Source organism: Advenella kashmirensis WT001 (genome assembly GCF_000219915.2).
GTDB lineage: Bacteria > Pseudomonadota > Gammaproteobacteria > Burkholderiales > Burkholderiaceae_B > Advenella > Advenella kashmirensis.
On record NC_017964.1, the window covers coordinates 3,448,704 to 3,464,840 of the forward strand.

Annotated in this window: 17 protein-coding genes; 7 read left to right on the forward strand and 10 right to left on the reverse strand. The window is 54.3% G+C overall.

Going from position 1 to position 16,137, the window contains the following annotated elements:
• Positions 1–4: 4 nt before the first annotated feature.
• The 9 genes from TKWG_RS16165 to TKWG_RS26145 all read right to left on the reverse strand — a co-directional run bounded on the left by TKWG_RS16165 (position 5) and on the right by TKWG_RS26145 (position 8,552).
• Positions 5–1,147: an acyl-CoA dehydrogenase family protein gene (locus TKWG_RS16165; protein WP_014751867.1), complete on the reverse strand. Its 1,143-nt coding sequence runs from the start codon at positions 1,145–1,147 to the stop codon at positions 5–7.
• Positions 1,137–1,907, reverse strand: coding sequence for an enoyl-CoA hydratase/isomerase family protein (locus tag TKWG_RS16170; protein ID WP_014751868.1), 771 nt, complete (start codon positions 1,905–1,907; stop codon positions 1,137–1,139). Before TKWG_RS16170 ends, TKWG_RS16165 begins: the two co-directional genes overlap by 11 nt.
• Positions 1,900–3,483: an acyl CoA:acetate/3-ketoacid CoA transferase gene (locus tag TKWG_RS16175; protein WP_014751869.1), complete on the reverse strand. Its 1,584-nt coding sequence runs from the start codon at positions 3,481–3,483 to the stop codon at positions 1,900–1,902. Before TKWG_RS16175 ends, TKWG_RS16170 begins: the two co-directional genes overlap by 8 nt.
• Complete coding sequence (locus tag TKWG_RS16180; RefSeq protein WP_014751870.1) at positions 3,480–4,223, reverse strand: enoyl-CoA hydratase/isomerase family protein; 744 nt, start codon at positions 4,221–4,223, stop codon at positions 3,480–3,482. Before TKWG_RS16180 ends, TKWG_RS16175 begins: the two co-directional genes overlap by 4 nt.
• Positions 4,224–4,244: 21 nt before the next feature.
• A complete protein-coding gene (locus TKWG_RS16185) occupies positions 4,245–5,576 on the reverse strand; it encodes an FAD-dependent oxidoreductase (protein WP_014751871.1) in 1,332 nt (443 codons plus the stop codon).
• Between the two features lie 33 nt (positions 5,577–5,609).
• Positions 5,610–6,923, reverse strand: a complete 1,314-nt coding sequence (locus TKWG_RS16190; protein WP_014751872.1) for a TRAP transporter large permease — start codon at positions 6,921–6,923, stop codon at positions 5,610–5,612.
• On the reverse strand, positions 6,913–7,398 hold the full coding sequence (locus TKWG_RS16195) for a TRAP transporter small permease subunit (protein WP_014751873.1): 486 nt from the start codon (positions 7,396–7,398) through the stop codon (positions 6,913–6,915). The genes TKWG_RS16190 and TKWG_RS16195 overlap by 11 nt, the downstream gene beginning before the upstream one ends.
• 127 nt (positions 7,399–7,525) lie before the next feature.
• Positions 7,526–7,939 carry a type 2 periplasmic-binding domain-containing protein gene (locus TKWG_RS26140; protein ID WP_171815173.1) on the reverse strand — a complete coding sequence of 138 codons (414 nt, stop codon included), beginning with the start codon at positions 7,937–7,939 and terminating at the stop codon, positions 7,526–7,528.
• Positions 7,899–8,552: a type 2 periplasmic-binding domain-containing protein gene (locus TKWG_RS26145; RefSeq protein ID WP_014751875.1), complete on the reverse strand. Its 654-nt coding sequence runs from the start codon at positions 8,550–8,552 to the stop codon at positions 7,899–7,901. Before TKWG_RS26145 ends, TKWG_RS26140 begins: the two co-directional genes overlap by 41 nt.
• Before the next feature lie 286 nt (positions 8,553–8,838).
• Between TKWG_RS26145 and TKWG_RS16210 the strand changes: the two genes are divergently transcribed.
• The 5 genes from TKWG_RS16210 (at position 8,839) to groL (ending at position 13,602) form a co-directional block, all read left to right on the forward strand.
• Positions 8,839–9,507, forward strand: a complete 669-nt coding sequence (locus tag TKWG_RS16210) for a GntR family transcriptional regulator (RefSeq protein ID WP_014751876.1) — start codon at positions 8,839–8,841, stop codon at positions 9,505–9,507.
• A 60-nt stretch (positions 9,508–9,567) separates the two neighbouring features.
• Positions 9,568–9,717, forward strand: coding sequence for a hypothetical protein (locus TKWG_RS23695; protein WP_014751877.1), 150 nt, complete (start codon positions 9,568–9,570; stop codon positions 9,715–9,717).
• Positions 9,662–11,224 carry an AMP-binding protein gene (locus tag TKWG_RS16215; RefSeq protein WP_264300316.1) on the forward strand — a complete coding sequence of 521 codons (1,563 nt, stop codon included), beginning with the start codon at positions 9,662–9,664 and terminating at the stop codon, positions 11,222–11,224. Before TKWG_RS23695 ends, TKWG_RS16215 begins: the two co-directional genes overlap by 56 nt.
• Positions 11,225–11,589: 365 nt before the next feature.
• On the forward strand, positions 11,590–11,910 hold the full coding sequence (locus TKWG_RS16220) for a co-chaperone GroES (protein WP_014751879.1): 321 nt from the start codon (positions 11,590–11,592) through the stop codon (positions 11,908–11,910).
• A gap of 45 nt (positions 11,911–11,955) precedes the next feature.
• Positions 11,956–13,602 (forward strand): chaperonin GroEL, encoded by a 1,647-nt coding sequence (groL, locus tag TKWG_RS16225; protein ID WP_014751880.1) that lies wholly within the window; start codon positions 11,956–11,958, stop codon positions 13,600–13,602.
• Between the two features lie 505 nt (positions 13,603–14,107).
• Here groL and TKWG_RS16230 read toward each other — a convergent pair.
• Entirely contained in the window at positions 14,108–15,142 is a 1,035-nt protein-coding gene (locus TKWG_RS16230) for a helix-turn-helix domain-containing protein (RefSeq protein WP_014751881.1), read from the reverse strand.
• Between TKWG_RS16230 and TKWG_RS16235 the strand changes: the two genes are divergently transcribed.
• The gene (locus TKWG_RS16235) at positions 15,141–15,419 is read left to right on the forward strand and encodes a hypothetical protein (RefSeq protein ID WP_014751882.1); all 279 of its coding nucleotides are present in this window, start codon (positions 15,141–15,143) and stop codon (positions 15,417–15,419) included. The two genes, TKWG_RS16230 and TKWG_RS16235, sit on opposite strands and share 2 nt — an antisense overlap.
• 38 nt (positions 15,420–15,457) lie before the next feature.
• Entirely contained in the window at positions 15,458–16,114 is a 657-nt protein-coding gene (locus TKWG_RS16240) for a pyridoxamine 5'-phosphate oxidase family protein (protein WP_014751883.1), read from the forward strand.
• Positions 16,115–16,137 lie beyond the last annotated feature (23 nt).

A 16,137-nucleotide genomic window follows, 5' to 3' on the forward strand; every position in this document is an offset into this window, starting at 1 on the left:
GTATTTAATCGAGCAATTCCCGGGCGATCACCAGTCGCTGGATTTCACTCGTGCCTTCGGCGATCTCCAACACCTTGGCCTCTCCTAAAAGGCCGGATACCGGATATTCCTCAAACACGCCGTAGGCTCCGTGGACCTGGATCGCCTTCAACGCGGCCTCCACTGCCAGTTCGCTGGCAAAAAGCTTGGTCATGCCGGTTTCATTGCGAAAAGGACGTCCTTCGTCAACCAAAGTGGCCGAGTTACGAACCATCAGCTCCGCAGCATGGATTTTGGTCAGTATATCGGCAAGCGGAAACGATAAACCTTGATGCTCAAGAATGGGCTTGCCCAAGACCTTGCGATCGCGACCAAAGGATTTGGCAAGATCGATAGCGCGGCGAGCGAGGCCCAGCCCTGTCGCGCCCACCAATATGCGACCTACGCTCAACACCGTCAGCACCTGTTTTAATCCATCCCCTCGTTGACCGATGAGATACTCCTTCGGGATGCGTACATTATCAAAGAAGAGTTCAACTGAGTCGGCGAACCGCCAGCCAATCTTCCTGGCCGGCTTGCCAACCGAAAAGCCTGGCGTACCAACAGGCACGATGAAGGACGACAGCCGCTTCGCGCCCGCGTCCGGGTCGGTGACCGCGACGACGGTCGAAAATCCGTGCAGCGGCGTGCCGGCGTTGGTCGAGAACATCTTCTGGCCGTTAATAACGTATTCGTCCCCGTCCAGAACGGCAGTGGTTTTCACGCCAGCAACATCAGACCCGCCTTGCGGCTCGGTCACACCAAAGGAGGCGATCATCTTGCCTTCGTTGATGGCCTGCAGCCATTGACGTTTTTGGGCGTCGTTGCCGTAGCGGGCAATCAGGGAAGTGGGTGCGCTGTTGCACAAAAAGATTGCCGCGAAAGACGGCTCCACCCGCGCAAGTAGTTCAGCAACAAGCGTTGCGCCGCAGGTGCCCAGGCCACCACCGCCGTATTCGGGGTCGTAGGACGTACCCATAAAGCCCATTTGGCCAAAGGCCTGTACCAGCGCGGTCGGGAACTCATGGTCAGATAGGTGCCGGGGCATCGCGGGCGCCAGTTGCTGTTCCGCAAAACGGCGCACAGCCTCAGTAAGCATTCTCTCGTCATCATTAAAGTCAATCAGCATTTTGGCGGGTCCTATGTTTATTTAAGGTACTGGTGGCATCTGGGTGGGCGCAGTTCTCTACGAAAAAGTGATTAGCTTCGAAGTCCATCACCTCGGCATGCGGCATCATCTGGTTAGCAAAGAAACGTTTAGTGCTCGCTACGGCCGCCCGTGGCAGCGCGGCGAGTCGGGTAGCCAGCTCCAGTGCCTTGTCCAGGACCTGGCCATCTGGCGCCGTGTAATCAGTGGCGCCCATACCGAGCATGTCTTTGCCGCTTAGTTCATCCAGGCAGAAGCAAAGGTTACGGGCACGCACCCGCCCGACCCGCTCGATTAAAGCGTTCAGACCCCAGGGTGTCAGCCACCCGTGTGGTACTTCGGGCAAACTCCACCGTGATTTTTCTGCGGCCACCACCACGTCACAAGAGATGGCCAGGATAAAGCCACCACCGATAGCAAAGCCTTCAACTGCGGCGATGACAGGTTTCTTCACAAAGGCAAACAGGCGCGCCATGTCGCCCGTTTCCCGTTCGAAGCGGGCCATATCCTCCAGGCTCAATTGACTGATGAATTTCAGGTCACTGCCCGAGCAAAAGCCGTTGTTCTCGCCCTGCAGGACGATCGCTCCCACGGATGGGTCCCTATCCAGTTTTAGCAACTGCGCCTTAAGTTCATCGATCAGGGCCTGATCCATTGCATTGCGGCGAAACCCCCGCTGGATCGTCAGCACCGTGACGGCACCGTAAACCGTTACCCCGACGACATTCTGGGTATCAAGCATGAACAGTCTCCTCTGCGAATAATGCGCGGTCCATAATCGCAAGTGGTTCGCGTATGCTGACTGGCGGAAAGTCCATCAAGTCGAGCACTTCTCGTTGCAGATCAATACCGGGCGCGATTTCCTCCAGGACGAGACCTTCTGGCGTCACGGAGAACACCGCGCGTTCGGTAATGAGCAGCGCATTCTGGCCCTTTGCCACGCCGTCGCCAAGCCGGTAAGTGATGTGATCAGCCTGTTTGACGAACTTGCGGGACTGGCCTTCGCGCTCGATCTTTAAACCAGCCTCGTCGGTATAGGATATTTTTAAACCGCCGGTGGTGAAGGTGCCAGTAAAAACGAGTCGTTGTGCATTTTGCGCGATATCAATAAACCCCCCTGCCCCCGGGTTCGCCTTGCCAAAGCGGCTGACATTAACGCTGCCGTTCGCATCAAACTGTGCAAACGCCAAGGCGGCGAATGTGCACAGGCCGCCATCAATCAGGTCGAACTGTGTGACGCCATCCACGTTCGCCCGCGGGTTGATGTTGGCGGAGAATTGCCACCCATTCATGACGATGCCACCAAAGGAGCCATGCTCCGTCGTGAACCAATAGTCGTCAATGTTAGACTCAGTGATCAGACCATCTTCAACCATGACCAGCGGTACATCCGAGGACGCACCAAAGCCGAATATCGTCAGTTCGTGCTGCTTGACTTCGCGAGCGGCTCGCCTGGCGATGATTTTCGCCGGTGTCTGGGGCAGTCTCTTTAACGAACTCAGCGGCGCGTTCTGGTTACCCAGGTAGGCTGCATCGGTCGCAATGTCCGTCACCATCATCTGTTCTGGATCAACCACGATGTGATCGACGAGCGCCGCAGGAATGCGAGTGGAGACGGCTAATCGCGAATCGCGTGGCAAGATGCGCTTGACCTGCGCGATGACCTTGCCGCCACACGCCTTCACGGCCAGGGCCAAGGCAATATTCGAGGACAGGAGAGGATCCTCTTCGAAGGACAGGTTGCCAAGGTCGTCCGAGGCTGTCGCACGAATGATGGCCGTATTCAAAGCCCAGGTGGGGTAAAAGAGCAACTGCTCGCCCTCGAACTGCACTTTGCGAACCAGCTCCTCAGTGGCAAGCGTGGTCAGGCGCCCGCCGGTTTGCTCGGGATCGATATAAGTACCGAGACCGACTCGGGTAAAGTAGCCAGGGCTCTTGCGCGCCACTTCGCGCAGCCAATGCATGCTGGCGCCGATGGGCCAGCTATAGGCTTCGATCCGGTTTTCCTGGATAAGTGTCATCAGGGCGGGTCGGGCACCGGTCTCAGGATGGGTCGGATTGACGTAAGAACCCGAGACGATTCGCTTCATAAGGCCTTCGGTGGCGACATGATCCATGCCCGGTATGCCCACCGCATCACCCGTGCCGCATGGAAAGTAAAACGTTAAATCTCGCGGGCTTTGTGTGTCATCAAAGCGTTGACGCAAAGCTCGCAGGATGGCGTCAGGCGTTATCCAGCCGATAACCCCAACGCTGGCTACGACATCCCCATCCTTGATGTGGGCGACCGCCTGGGCCGCAGTGCATATTTTGCTCATGCTTTTGCTCCGAACCGCGCAAGTGTCGCCTTGGCACGATCATGCTTGCAATTATCGATGAAGACCCGATTGGCGCTCGCGTCAAGCACTTCGCTCGCACCGGCAACCAAAGGGGCAAAAAACTGCTTCGTGGAAGCCACCGCGGGCTGGGGCATGTTTGCAATAAGACTGGCAATGCGTATCGCCTCCTCCAGTGACTTACCTTCGTCGATCACGTAGTCGGCCAGACCAAGCCGAAATACATCGGCGCCACTTAGAAGTTCGTGACCAAAGGTAAGCCGTTTGGCAACAACCGGGCCTACGCGGGACGCCAGCGCCTGCAAGCCCCAGGGAGGCAGCCAGCCGTTGGGCACCTCGGCCAGGTTCCATCGCGCGGCGGCGCTGGTGACGATCAGATCGCACGAGCAGGCCAGAATGAAGCCGCCACCAAAAGCATGCCCTTCCACGGCAGCAATGACCGGGGTGTTAAGGAAGGTGATTTTGCGGGCAATGGCGGCGGTGATGGCTTCGTGTTCTGCCATCTCAGCCAGGTTCATTGTGCCCAATTCCTTGAGGTCACTGCCTGCGCAAAAGCTAGGCTGCGTGCCGGTTAGCACGATGGCGCCAATGGAAGTCTCGCGGTCCAGTTCGGCGAACCGACGCTCCAAATCCTCGACCATTGCGCTGCCCAGGGCGTTGCGCCGATTCGCGCGGTCCAGGGTGATAATCGCCACGTTGTCCTTGTGTTCTACTTTAATCATGGTTTAATTCTCCTCGTTCATTCAATCAAGTTGTGCGCCGTCGCGGTTTACCGCTACGCGTACGGCAATGGGATCAATATCTCGGGGCTGTACTTTCTCGTGTACAGCGAGCGCTGCGGCGTGGCCGATAGCGTGCCCGTAAGAAAAACATTGCGCTGTCACCCGTGCCGAGGCCATGGCTTCGGCCTCCGCCGACAGACATCGCCCGGCCACCAGAAGCGACTCCCCTGCCGACGGCACGAAACATTCGTATGGGATCTCGTAGTAGTCGTTAAACAGCCACTCCAGTTTGGGTATGGCTCCCGCGTGCTGCTCAATGGGCCATGCCGAACGTGCAATGCCGGAGCCGAACTTGGTTCCCTTAACGACATCGCTGTTAGCCAGCGTGGCCACACCCATGGCCTGGCGGCTTTGGCGAATGCCGACTTGCACACCGGTATCGTTGACATAGGCGTTTTCGCACCCAACGAGATAGTCGCGGAAAAAGCGTTCATATTCACGTACTTGCTTGCGGCCCTGAATCTCCGCCTCTGTCAGGTCAGCCGCAACAAGCGGATCCAGGTCACGACCATCTTCACCCAGGATGCGTGTGCAGTTGCACAGTAACTGGTCCGGGCGTGGCGTCGGGAACAGGAAGATCTTCTGGCGCGGCAACGCGTATTTCCTGGATGCGTTAGCCTTCTGGATCATCTCGACGACAGGACCAAGAAGCACGCTATTGTCTCCGTAGGTATCCAGGAACCGTTTAACGTCTACGCCATTGATGCGAAAGATCATGGTCGGATTCTGAATAACACCGTTCAAGCTGCGGTAGGTGGGCAGTCCTGCCATCGCAGTCACATCTGCATCGCCACTGGCGTCGATCGTAATCTTTGCCGTGACGCGTAGCTTGCCTTGTTTGGTGTAGGCTACCACGCCGGCCACGCGCTCACCCCCGTCCATCAACACGTCGCTGACGACGGTGTGATAAAGCACCTGAACACCACTGTCGGCAAGAAGACCGTCACCGACCTCACGCCACGTCAGGGGGTCATGCACCAGGGTATAAGTCTTGCCGTAAAGCGTCGGACCGGAAAGACCTCCTCTGGCCTGCATGCGCTGGATAAACTCCTCGGCAAAGCCGTATACCAGACGCACGGGGGCTGCCTTGGCGTCCTGCCGGGCTTCGAATAGACCGCAGATCGTGCCGGACAATCCTGCGACGGCGCCGCCGCCGGCAAAGCCATAGCGCTCAAGCAGAATGACCTTCAGATTCTGACGCGCCGCTGTCACTGCGGCGGCCAGTCCTGCTGCGCCCCCGCCAATCACGAGCACGTCGGCCTCCAGCGCGAACGGTTGACGTTCATCTCTCATATTTCTCTCCAATTTCAAGATAGCCAAGCAGCGTTAACCCATGAAGCTCGGTAACCACGTCGCGATCTTCGGGAAGAACATGACGAGCAACAACGCAATGATCTGAAGTCCGATAAAAGGCGCGATGCCTCTAAAGATGTCGCCAAGCGAAATATTTGGCGGCGCAACGGCTTTCAGATAGAACGCGGCCGGCGCGAACGGCGGGGCCAGGTAGGAGATTTGCATGTTCATGCAAAACAAGATCCCGAACCAGATAGGGTCAAATCCCAAGGCCTTGATGACCGGCACAAAAATGGGCATCGTGAGCAGCACGATGCCAATCCAGTCAATAAAGCAGCCCAGGATCATGAGGATTAACATCATGAGCGCAACGGTAGCCAAGGGAGGAATGGGCAAGCCCGTGATCAATTCCTGCAGGAAGGCGGTGCCGCCCGCCAGCGTATAGACCGACACCAATGCGGAGGCGCCAAAGAAAATCCACGTCAACATGGCCACGGTACTTCCCGTTCGTCGCAGCGAGTCCCAGACGGCATCGAAGTTCAATTTACCGTTGACACCAGCCACAATCAGCGAGCCCAGAACGCCTATTGCTGCGGTTTCGGTGGGTGTCGCAATGCCGCTGTACAGCGCACCAAGGACCATCAGTATCAAGCCTACCGGTAAGATCAGTGCGCGACCGAGTGCAATCTTCTCCATAATCGGAAGTTCGAGCTCTTCGGGCGGTGCCAAGGGCCCGAGGGAAGGATTCATGTAGCAACGTATAAGCACATAGGCCAGATACAGTGCAACGAGCAGGAACCCGGGCAGAACGGCAGCGACAAACAAGGTGCCAATGGAAGTCTGCGAAACCAGGCCGTAGACGATCAGCACGATACTGGGCGGCAACATGGTGCCCAGCGATCCACCGGCACAAATTACCCCGACCGATAGGTGCTTGTTATAGCCACGCGCCAACATGGTCGGCAGGCACACCATGCCGAGGACTACAATCTCAGCGCCGATGACACCAACCATGGCGGCCAGTATCGTTGCCGCCAGAAGACACCCGACGGCCAATCCTCCGCGCAAGCGTCCTGACCAAATATGCAGTGCATAAAATAGTCGTTCAACGACACCCGCCTTCTCCAGGATGCACCCCATCAAGACGAACAGTGGCACCGAAATCAATGCGTAGTTATTCATCAAGGTGAAGATCCGGCTGACAATGAAATACAGTGTCTCCGGTTCGAAAAGCCAAAGCGTCAACACGACGGCAGTCATCCCCGTCGCGAACGCGAGCGGCATGCCTGTGAAAAGAAGCAACAATAAAATGCCTACTGTTGCGAGGCTAACGATTTCACTGCTCATTACGGACACCCTTTACAGAATCAATGAAGGAGACGATGCTTTGCAGGACCATTAAGGCAGCGCCAATAGGAATCGCGATCTTCATGTACGTCGGGGCGAGCGAATTCCATCCGCCACCGGAGCGTTCTCCCATTTCAATCGCGGGTAATGCCTGTTCAACTCCGTAATAAACAATGATCGATAGATAAACGATGGCCAGCAGATGTGCCAAGACATCCATCCAGCGCCGCATGTGTACCGGCAGCAGGTTGTAGATGACGTCGATGCGCACATGCGTGTTGTTTTTAATGGCATGGGCACCGGAGATTACGTAGTGAATCCCGACCACCATGATGACAAATTCCAGTGCCCACTCGGTGGGCGTGTGATAGATATAACGGACGATGACGTCGTAGATCATGACAACGAAGACCACGAAGTAAATGGCACTTGCGTAGTCCCCGATCTTTTGGTTCAGGTTACTGATGAATCGCATGATTGCTTGCTCCAGAGTGCGCGCGTTCCCGCGCTTAGGCTCAGCCAAGAGTGAGCGCGGCGTAATGAGTGGATGCGTGAACTTTAGCGGCTAACGAAAAACCGCCGATTTTGGTCACCTGGCCAGGTCACTCAATAAGACCCTTGCTGCGAAGGAACTGGACCTGACCGTCAACGGCGCGGCGCGACAAATCATTTTTATCTCCATATTTTTGCCAGACAGCAATCGCGGCGGTACGGAACTTCTTGCGATCCGCTGCGCTCCAGTCAATGACCTGCACGCCCCGCGCCTCAAGCTTTTGCGCGACCGCAGCATCGGCCTGCTGGAGTTTTGCCGCCAGGTCCTGACCAAAATCCTTGACAGACTGCTCAAGTATTTTCTGCGTCTCGGGGTCGAGTTTGTCCCACACTTTTATTGGAATAGAGACGTCGCCCGTAGGGGTAGAGTGAATGCCTGGATAGATGACGAATTTGGCGATGTCGTGAAAACCAGTTCCTCGTTCATGCTGAGCGTGCCCAGTCGGTGGACTCGATGGTGCCACTATCGAGCGCACTGAAAACTTCGGAACCGGGTAGATTGATTGGCACCGCTTTGAAGCTGGCAAACAGGTCTGAGGACATGCCTTGGGGAAGACGAATTTTCAGGCCGGCCAGGTCTTCCGGCGAAGCCACTTTACGCGTCGTGGGCAGGGATTCTGCCCCCCACCACACCGCGCCGATGGGATAAAGGCCATAGGGCTTATATGCTTCACGCAACAGCTCCAGTCCACCATGTTCATAGAAATACTCGTAGGCAAGCTTGGGATCATCGTACGCAGCGTTCAAGTCGCCCAGCACGGCAAATGCCGGATTCTTGCCGCTCCAGTAGACGGTTGCCGGATGCTGGCCATTGAGGATGCCTCTGGCAACGGCATCGAATGTTTCGTTGGGTCCCACTATCGCGCCGGTTGGCAAGGGCGTGACCTTGATCTTGCCATTGGTCTTTTGCGTGACGTCTTTGGCCCAGCGCTCAAACGCCAGTTGAGTGACGGTACCAGACTGCCACAAGCTCTGGACACGCCAGGTCTGGGATTTATCTGCTGATGCCTGCGTGGGTAGCGTTGCAGCCAGCGCAATGGCCAGCGACGCGTACGTATTACGTGAAAATAATTTCATCTAAACCTCTCCTCGGGGGAAATCATTATTGCTATTGGTGAAAGGGGACAACGTGACGACTTCGAAAGCATCGAATTTATCTGACATATCAATGCATAGATGGTAATATATCAGATAAATAATCTCTGATATATCAGAAATATTTATTTCGCGGGTTATCCCCAATAAATCAGAAGTTACGGCTTGAATTGGCAATATTGATTCTGTTGTGGTGATATATTAGATAGAAGTGACTTCTTCACTCGGTGCCTATACACAGGCAAGATTGAAACAATGGATAACGTATATGAGTACAAACCCTTCACATGAAAAGCCTTTAAAAGACGTCGCCTACGAAGCGCTCGAAAACATGATCATCCGAGGCCGGATTCGAGGCGGCAGCCTGTTTTCCGAGGCAGAACTGGCACAACAGATCAACATTGGCCGCACGCCGGTAAGGGAGGCTTTGCAGCAGTTGGCACAAGTCGGTCTGGTTACCGTCTTGCCTCGGCGGGGAATCATGGTGGTGGATGTCACCATCGCAATGCAGTTGCAAGTGCTTGAAATCCGGCGTCCGCTAGAGCGATTGGTGGCAAGTTGCGCCGCCCTGCGGGCCAACGCCAGCCAACGCGCTGCCATGCTTGAACTGGCCTCGGCAACAGAGAAGAGCGCCGCGGCTGGCGACGGCGACGAGTTCCTCCAGGCAACGCGTCGCAACCACGCTGCTCTGGAAGAAGCCTCGGGAAACGAGCTCATTCAAAGTGTGATGTCCCTGGTCCATGCGCGCTCCCGGCGATTTTGGTATATCCACTACGAGCGCTGGGGCGATCTGAGTGCCGCCGGCGCCGCGCATGCCAACTTGATGCGTAGCATCTCGCTTGGGAATGAAGCGGACGCCGTCCAGAATGCAGACCGGCTTGTTGATTATCTGGAGCAGTTTTGCCGCTCGACTATTGAGTCATACGGCAAGAAATGAACTTTTAATAACCGCTACATCGATAAGCGGGCCCGAGAACCTGTGTAACGGAGACACTTTATGATGAACTTCCCCATGACGCTCAACTGGCTCTGCCGTCTGGCCGAACGTATGTATGGCACGACTGAAGTTGTGACAAAAATGCCGATGGGCAATTACGCAGGCACAGCTATGCGCAAATCGCAGCGCGCAGCCGACGCCTGGCCCTGAGGACTGCGCCGCTGAAAAGCTCAAGTCAGGGGAAACCGTCGGCTCCCTGATGTGGAATCATCATGTCCACCTGGAAGCATACTTCGGCGTGCCGGCCGCCGGTGGCGTGCTGCATACCATTAACCACCGCCTCTCACCTGATGACCAGGTCTACATTATCAACCATGCCAGGGACAAAATCCTGATCGTCGATGATGTGTTGCTGCCCCAGCTCCTGGAGATACTGCCGCGACTCGAAACGGTGGAAAAGGTCATCATCAACCAATACGGGCTTGAGGACGCTGCAGGTTTTGCAACGTACGAGGCTTGGCTGGACGAGCCAGTGCCGTCTGGCGTGACACTGCCCGAGATAGCAGAGGATTCGCCGGCGAGTATGTGCTACACCGGCGGCTCCACCGGCCGCCCCAAAGGGGTGGTGTATTCTCACCGCGGCCTGGTCATGCATGCCTTCTCACAGGCCATGGTCGATGGTTATGGCGTAAGCCGTAACGACACGGTTCTGGCCGTTGTCCCCATGTTTCACGGCAATGGCTGGGGCCTTCCCTTTTCTTGCGCACTGACCGGGGCCAAGCTTGTTCTGCCCGGCCCTAAGGTCGACCCTCAGAGCTTGCTGGCGCTCATGCAGGCGGAGCAGGTCACGTTTTCAGCAGGGGTGCCAACGGTTTGGCAAGAACTTGCGCGCAGCCTGGAGCAAGCGACTGCAACTGCGACACCGGCCAATCTCTGCCCGATGACCATCATAACGGGCGGCGCCGCACCCCCGCAGCACCTGTTTGACCGTCTTGCGCATTTTGGCATCACACTGCTTCAAGGATGGGGGATGACCGAAACAGCAAGCGTCATTACGGTAAGCAGACCTCAGCCCAAACACAACAAAGCAGTAGACCTGGCGAGTGGTGATTGGCGCCTGAGCCAGGGCAAGCCGATGGCCATTGTTGATATTCGGATCGTATCGGAGGGGAACGTACTCGCACATGACGGACGCTCGATTGGCGAAGTCCAGGTGCGAGGCGCATGTGTGACCAACAAGTACTTTGAACTGAACTTGCCTGGCCGCTGGACCGAAGATGGATGGTTGTGCACCGGCGATATCGGCCACATCGACCCTGGCGGTAACCTGAAGGTACTGGAAAGAAAGGAAGACCTGATCAAATCGGGCGGCGAATGGATCCCCCCTCAAGACCTGGAAGATGCGCTTCTTGAATTGCCGGAAATTATTGAGTGCACAGTCATCGGCATCCCGCATGAAAAATGGGGTGAACGGCCCCTGGCGTTGATGGTATTGGCGCAAGGCGCCACGATCGAAGACGAAGCACTGCGTTTACATTTGCTTGGCCGATTCGCCAAATGGCAGCTCCCGCAGGCATTCGTTTCGGTCGCTAGTATTCCACGTACCGCCGTGGGCAAGATCGCACGCCGTCAGCTACGTGAAGCGTATGCCGACTGGCCAAACCGGGCAATGGAGACAGCCAGCCAGAGCCCTCATCATGTTTGCGCGGAAGATTGATTTGCCATTGGCTGAGATGCAGTTGAACTCAATCATCGGGCCAGGACCCGCAGTTAAGTATTGAGATCGCATCCCGCGCCAGTGAAAAAACATGGAAGAGCGTATCGGTCTGTTGCACACTCTCTACCTTGGGTTGGGAGAATGTATTGGCTGTGGCTTCAAAACTGAGTGACGAAAATTCCAAACTGACTGGCCATCGACACGATAACACCTTCCAATTCGTGTCAAAAATGTAACAAGCCAACTTTCCCTCTTGAAACTGAGCCATTCATCCCTATAATTAGCACTCAGTAGGGTCGAGTGCTAACAGCCGGCCTGACTAACTCAATTTACCAACCTATTTTTATATATTCAGGAGTTTCTCCATGGCATTGCGTCCTTTGCAAGACCGCGTGATCATCAAGCGCCTCGATAACGAACGTAAAACTTCGTCCGGTATCGTTATCCCTGACAGTGCAGCAGAAAAGCCAGATCAGGGTGAAGTTGTTGCTGTTGGTCCAGGCAAAAAAACAGAAGATGGCAAAGTTATCGCCGTTGACCTGAAAGTAGGCGACAAAGTCCTTTTTGGTAAGTATGCCGGCCAATCCGTCAAAGTTGACGGCGAAGAGCTGCTGGTTATCCGCGAAGAAGAAATCCTCGCAGTAGTCGCTAATCCGCCCGCAAAAACGAACCTGCCCGCTGCTTAAGCACGGGAATAAGGGCTACTGAGACAATCAATCAAGGAATTAAACATGGCTGCTAAGCAAGTACTATTCGGTGACGACGCACGTGTGCGCATCGTCCGTGGTGTAAACATTCTGGCAAACGCTGTTAAGACAACACTGGGCCCTAAAGGCCGTAACGTTGTTCTGGAGCGCTCATTCGGCGCCCCTACCGTTACAAAAGACGGTGTATCTGTTGCCAAAGAAATCGAACTGAAAGACAAATTTGAAAACATCGGCGCTCAGCTGGTTAAAGAAGTTGCTTCCAAAACATCTGACAACGCTGGTGACGGTACCACAACAGCAACTGTGCTGGCTCAGTCTGTGGTTGAAGAAGGCCTCAAATACGTAGCTGCCGGTATCAACCCAATGGATCTGAAACGCGGTATCGACAAGGCTGTTGCAGCCGCTGTTGCAGAACTGCAATCACTGTCTCGCCCATGCACAACCAGCAAGGAAATTGCTCAGGTTGGTTCCATCTCTGCCAACAGCGACAGCTCTATTGGCGACATCATCGCCAATGCCATGGACAAAGTAGGCAAAGAAGGCGTGATCACTGTTGAAGACGGTAAATCACTGGACAACGAGCTGGACGTCGTCGAAGGTATGCAATTTGACCGTGGCTACCTGTCTCCTTACTTCATCAACAACCAGGACAAACAAGTTTCTGCCCTGGAAGATCCATATGTTCTGATTTTCGACAAGAAAATCAGCAACATCCGTGATCTGCTGCCTATCCTGGAACAAGTTGCCAAATCAAGCCGTCCTCTGCTGATCATCGCTGAAGACGTTGAAGGCGAAGCCCTGGCAACACTGGTTGTGAACAACATCCGCGGCATCCTGAAAACCACTGCAGTCAAAGCACCTGGTTTTGGCGACCGTCGCAAAGCCATGCTGGAAGACATCGCCATCCTGACTGGCGGTACCGTGATCTCTGAAGAAACCGGTATGTCTCTGGAAAAAGCCACGATCGAAGATCTGGGCCAGGCCAAACGTATCGAAGTAGGCAAAGAAAACACCATCATCATTGACGGTGCAGGCGTTAGCGCAAACATCGAATCTCGTGTTAAACAAATCCGTACACAGATCGAAGAAGCCACTTCTGACTACGATCGCGAAAAACTGCAAGAGCGCGTTGCCAAACTGGCAGGCGGTGTTGCCGTGATCCGTGTTGGTGCTGCAACCGAAGTTGAAATGAAAGAGAAAAAAGCCCGCGTTGAAGATGCTCTGCATGCAACCCGCGCTGCTGTTGAAGAAGGTATCGTTCCTGGCGGTGGCGTAGCACTGATTCGTGCCAAGAAAGCCATTGAAAAAATCAAGGGCGACAATGCTGATCAAGACGCAGGTATCAAACTGATTCTGCGTGCTGTTGAAGCGCCTCTGCGTACGATCGTTGCCAACGCTGGCGACGAGCCAAGCGTTGTTGTAGCTAAAGTTGCTGCCGGTGAAGGCAACTACGGTTACAACGCAGCAACAGGCGAGTACGGCGATCTGGTTGAGCAAGGTGTTCTGGACCCAACCAAAGTGACCCGCACAGCACTGCAAAACGCTGCCTCTGTTGCCAGCCTGCTGCTGACAACTGAAGCCGCTGTTTGCGAAATCGTTGAAGACAAACCTGCTCCTGCCATGCCTGACATGGGTGGTATGGGCGGTATGGGTGGCATGGGCGGATTCTAATCCAGCCAGATACACCCCGGGCCTGCCGTGTGCAGGTCCACAGCAAACAAACCCCGAACGGTTCGCCGTTTCGGGGTTTTTCTTTGGGTGGCGATCCGAATGCCCGGCGCGCTAGTTTCACCGCAAGGTACACCTGATGTGATATTGCGCCTGACGCGCGGCCAAATTCGAACTGGTGACTTCGACCGCACAACCAGACGAGTCGCGATATGCGAGCCGTTAAGCTCAGGGCTATATTGCCGGCCCACCCTGTGGGCACAGTAATGAACAACATGCAACGGACCCTTGTGCTGTATACCTTGCCCGCTTTGCCTGATGGTATGGCACTGAACGATCCAAACGACGCTTTCCTACTTTCGTTGGTTTTGACTAGCGAGGCAGACTATATTGTGACAGGAGATCGTCGCGCCGGGCTACTTCAACGTAGCTCCATCGGTCGTACACGTATTGTTGCTCCAGCTACCTTCTGCGCCAAATCACTTTGATCAGTGCCACCTAACGTGCTTTACACTCCATGATTGTTTTGGTAGTGATAGCGATAGGCGCGGGGGGGCATTCCATAAGTCAGATGGAATACTCGGCTGAAATGGGACATATTGCTGAAACCACTTTGCATCGCTACTTCAGTAATGCTCAAATGACTGTATAACGAGCTGGCCAGATAATGACGGCTGCGTGCCAGTCGCTGCTGCGTGAGATAACGCATCAATGAGGTGTCTTCTTCATTAAATAAATTATTGATGTAACGAACCGATAAACCCATGGCAGAGGCAATGACCTCAGCTTTCAGATCGGTATCAGTCAGATTGCAGGCAATAAACTGTTTAACCCGTATTAATGCCTGGCTCCGATGGTGGGACATTTGCTTTGTTTTTCCCACAACTTCCTGTAACGATAAGGTAAACAGCTCCAACACCGGTTCTGATAGTGCCTGAAAAGAGGCTTCATCCAGTTTTTCTAATTGATTGACGATAGATGAAATCATCGAGGCAGTAATAGCTCCCGCACCATGCACAGTGGATAGCCTGGTTGCAGTCAGCCTGCTGATATTGGCAATGCGTTCGTCAAGCAAAAAACGGGGAATAGAAATTAAAATCTTGGAGAACAGCCCGGGAGTAGTAACACGATGTGGCTCAGTAGCATCGTATATCGTCATTTCACCTGGTTTGAGAAACACTTCCCGACCGCCTTGCTCAAGCTTGTACTGCCCCTTGGTCAACAATACGCCGAAATAACAATCCTGGGAAATATGCTCTGGTTCTTTTGGCAGCCTTTCTATCGTAATGGCATTGGACCGTATGGGAGACAAGCGCATCCCCTGTGACCAGAAGTAAATCAACATATCGTTATACAGATGCATCTGATCGGGCGTTCCAACATCAACATTGGCGTACTCCCGGCCAATCACTTCCTTGAGCCATTCCAACCGCTGATTGGTCGGCAGCTCTTCAGTACAAAACCGCTGCGCACCCAGCCGTTCAAAATTCGCCAGCAGATTCGAAGAAAATGTCGTCGCTGAATGCCTGTCAGGATATTCCATGGCATATCACCTTTTCAGTCAAAAAATACAGCCAACCGGAAAAAGTTTCCATAGCGTGGCTGCGGTATATTTTTCTCTGCTAACCATCAAGACAGGACAGCGTGGAACCAATAGTACACAACATACAGGTAATGTGCTACTGATTCGAGGTGCCTATATGTGGATTCTGATGCTGCGGTTGCAGGCCTGGCGTCTGGTTGGAACTCACAATCAAGTCGGTTTCCTGCCGACGCTGTTTCCAGAAGAGCCCACACGGGTTTTACAAGTTATTAAATAAAAATTCCATTAAACAGACATATGGGAAAAGGAGGTTTCATGCAAGAGCTCTATGGCAAACAGCACCGGGCGCTACAACAGGATTTTGATACGGTGAAGCTAGCGGATGCCGTGAACGACAATATCGTTTGCACTGAAATTGGCGAAGAACATCGTGGTTTTATCGAGAGCCGCGAGATGTTTTTCCTGACAACCATCGACCATCGTGGTTATCCCACTTGTTCATACAAAGGGGGAAATCCTGGGTTCCTCAAAATCATCGACAGTAAAACCCTGGCGTTTCCGAGTTTTGACGGAAACGGTATGTTCCTCTCCATGGGGAATATCTCAATCAACAATCAGGTCGGCATGTTGCTGATCAACTTCGACATTCCACATCGCATTCGCATACATGGCAACGCCTCGATTCATCGTGATGAAGAGTCGCTCAAGATGTTTCAAGGCGCGGAGATAGTGGTATTTGTCGATATTGTGGAAATGTTCGTTAACTGTGCACGATACATCCACCGCTACAAGCGCGTCGCCAGCGCAAAGCACGTCCCACAGGACAACGTGCCGGTTGCACTGCCGCACTGGAAACGGATAGAGGGCCTGCAGGAAGCCCTGCCAGCCAGGGATAAGCAGATCGCCGATATCTTGGGTGGCACGATCACCCCGGAACAATATGCCGAGATGCTTAGTAAAGGCGAGACCTGAGACCGGCTGGCAGCGACGCAAAA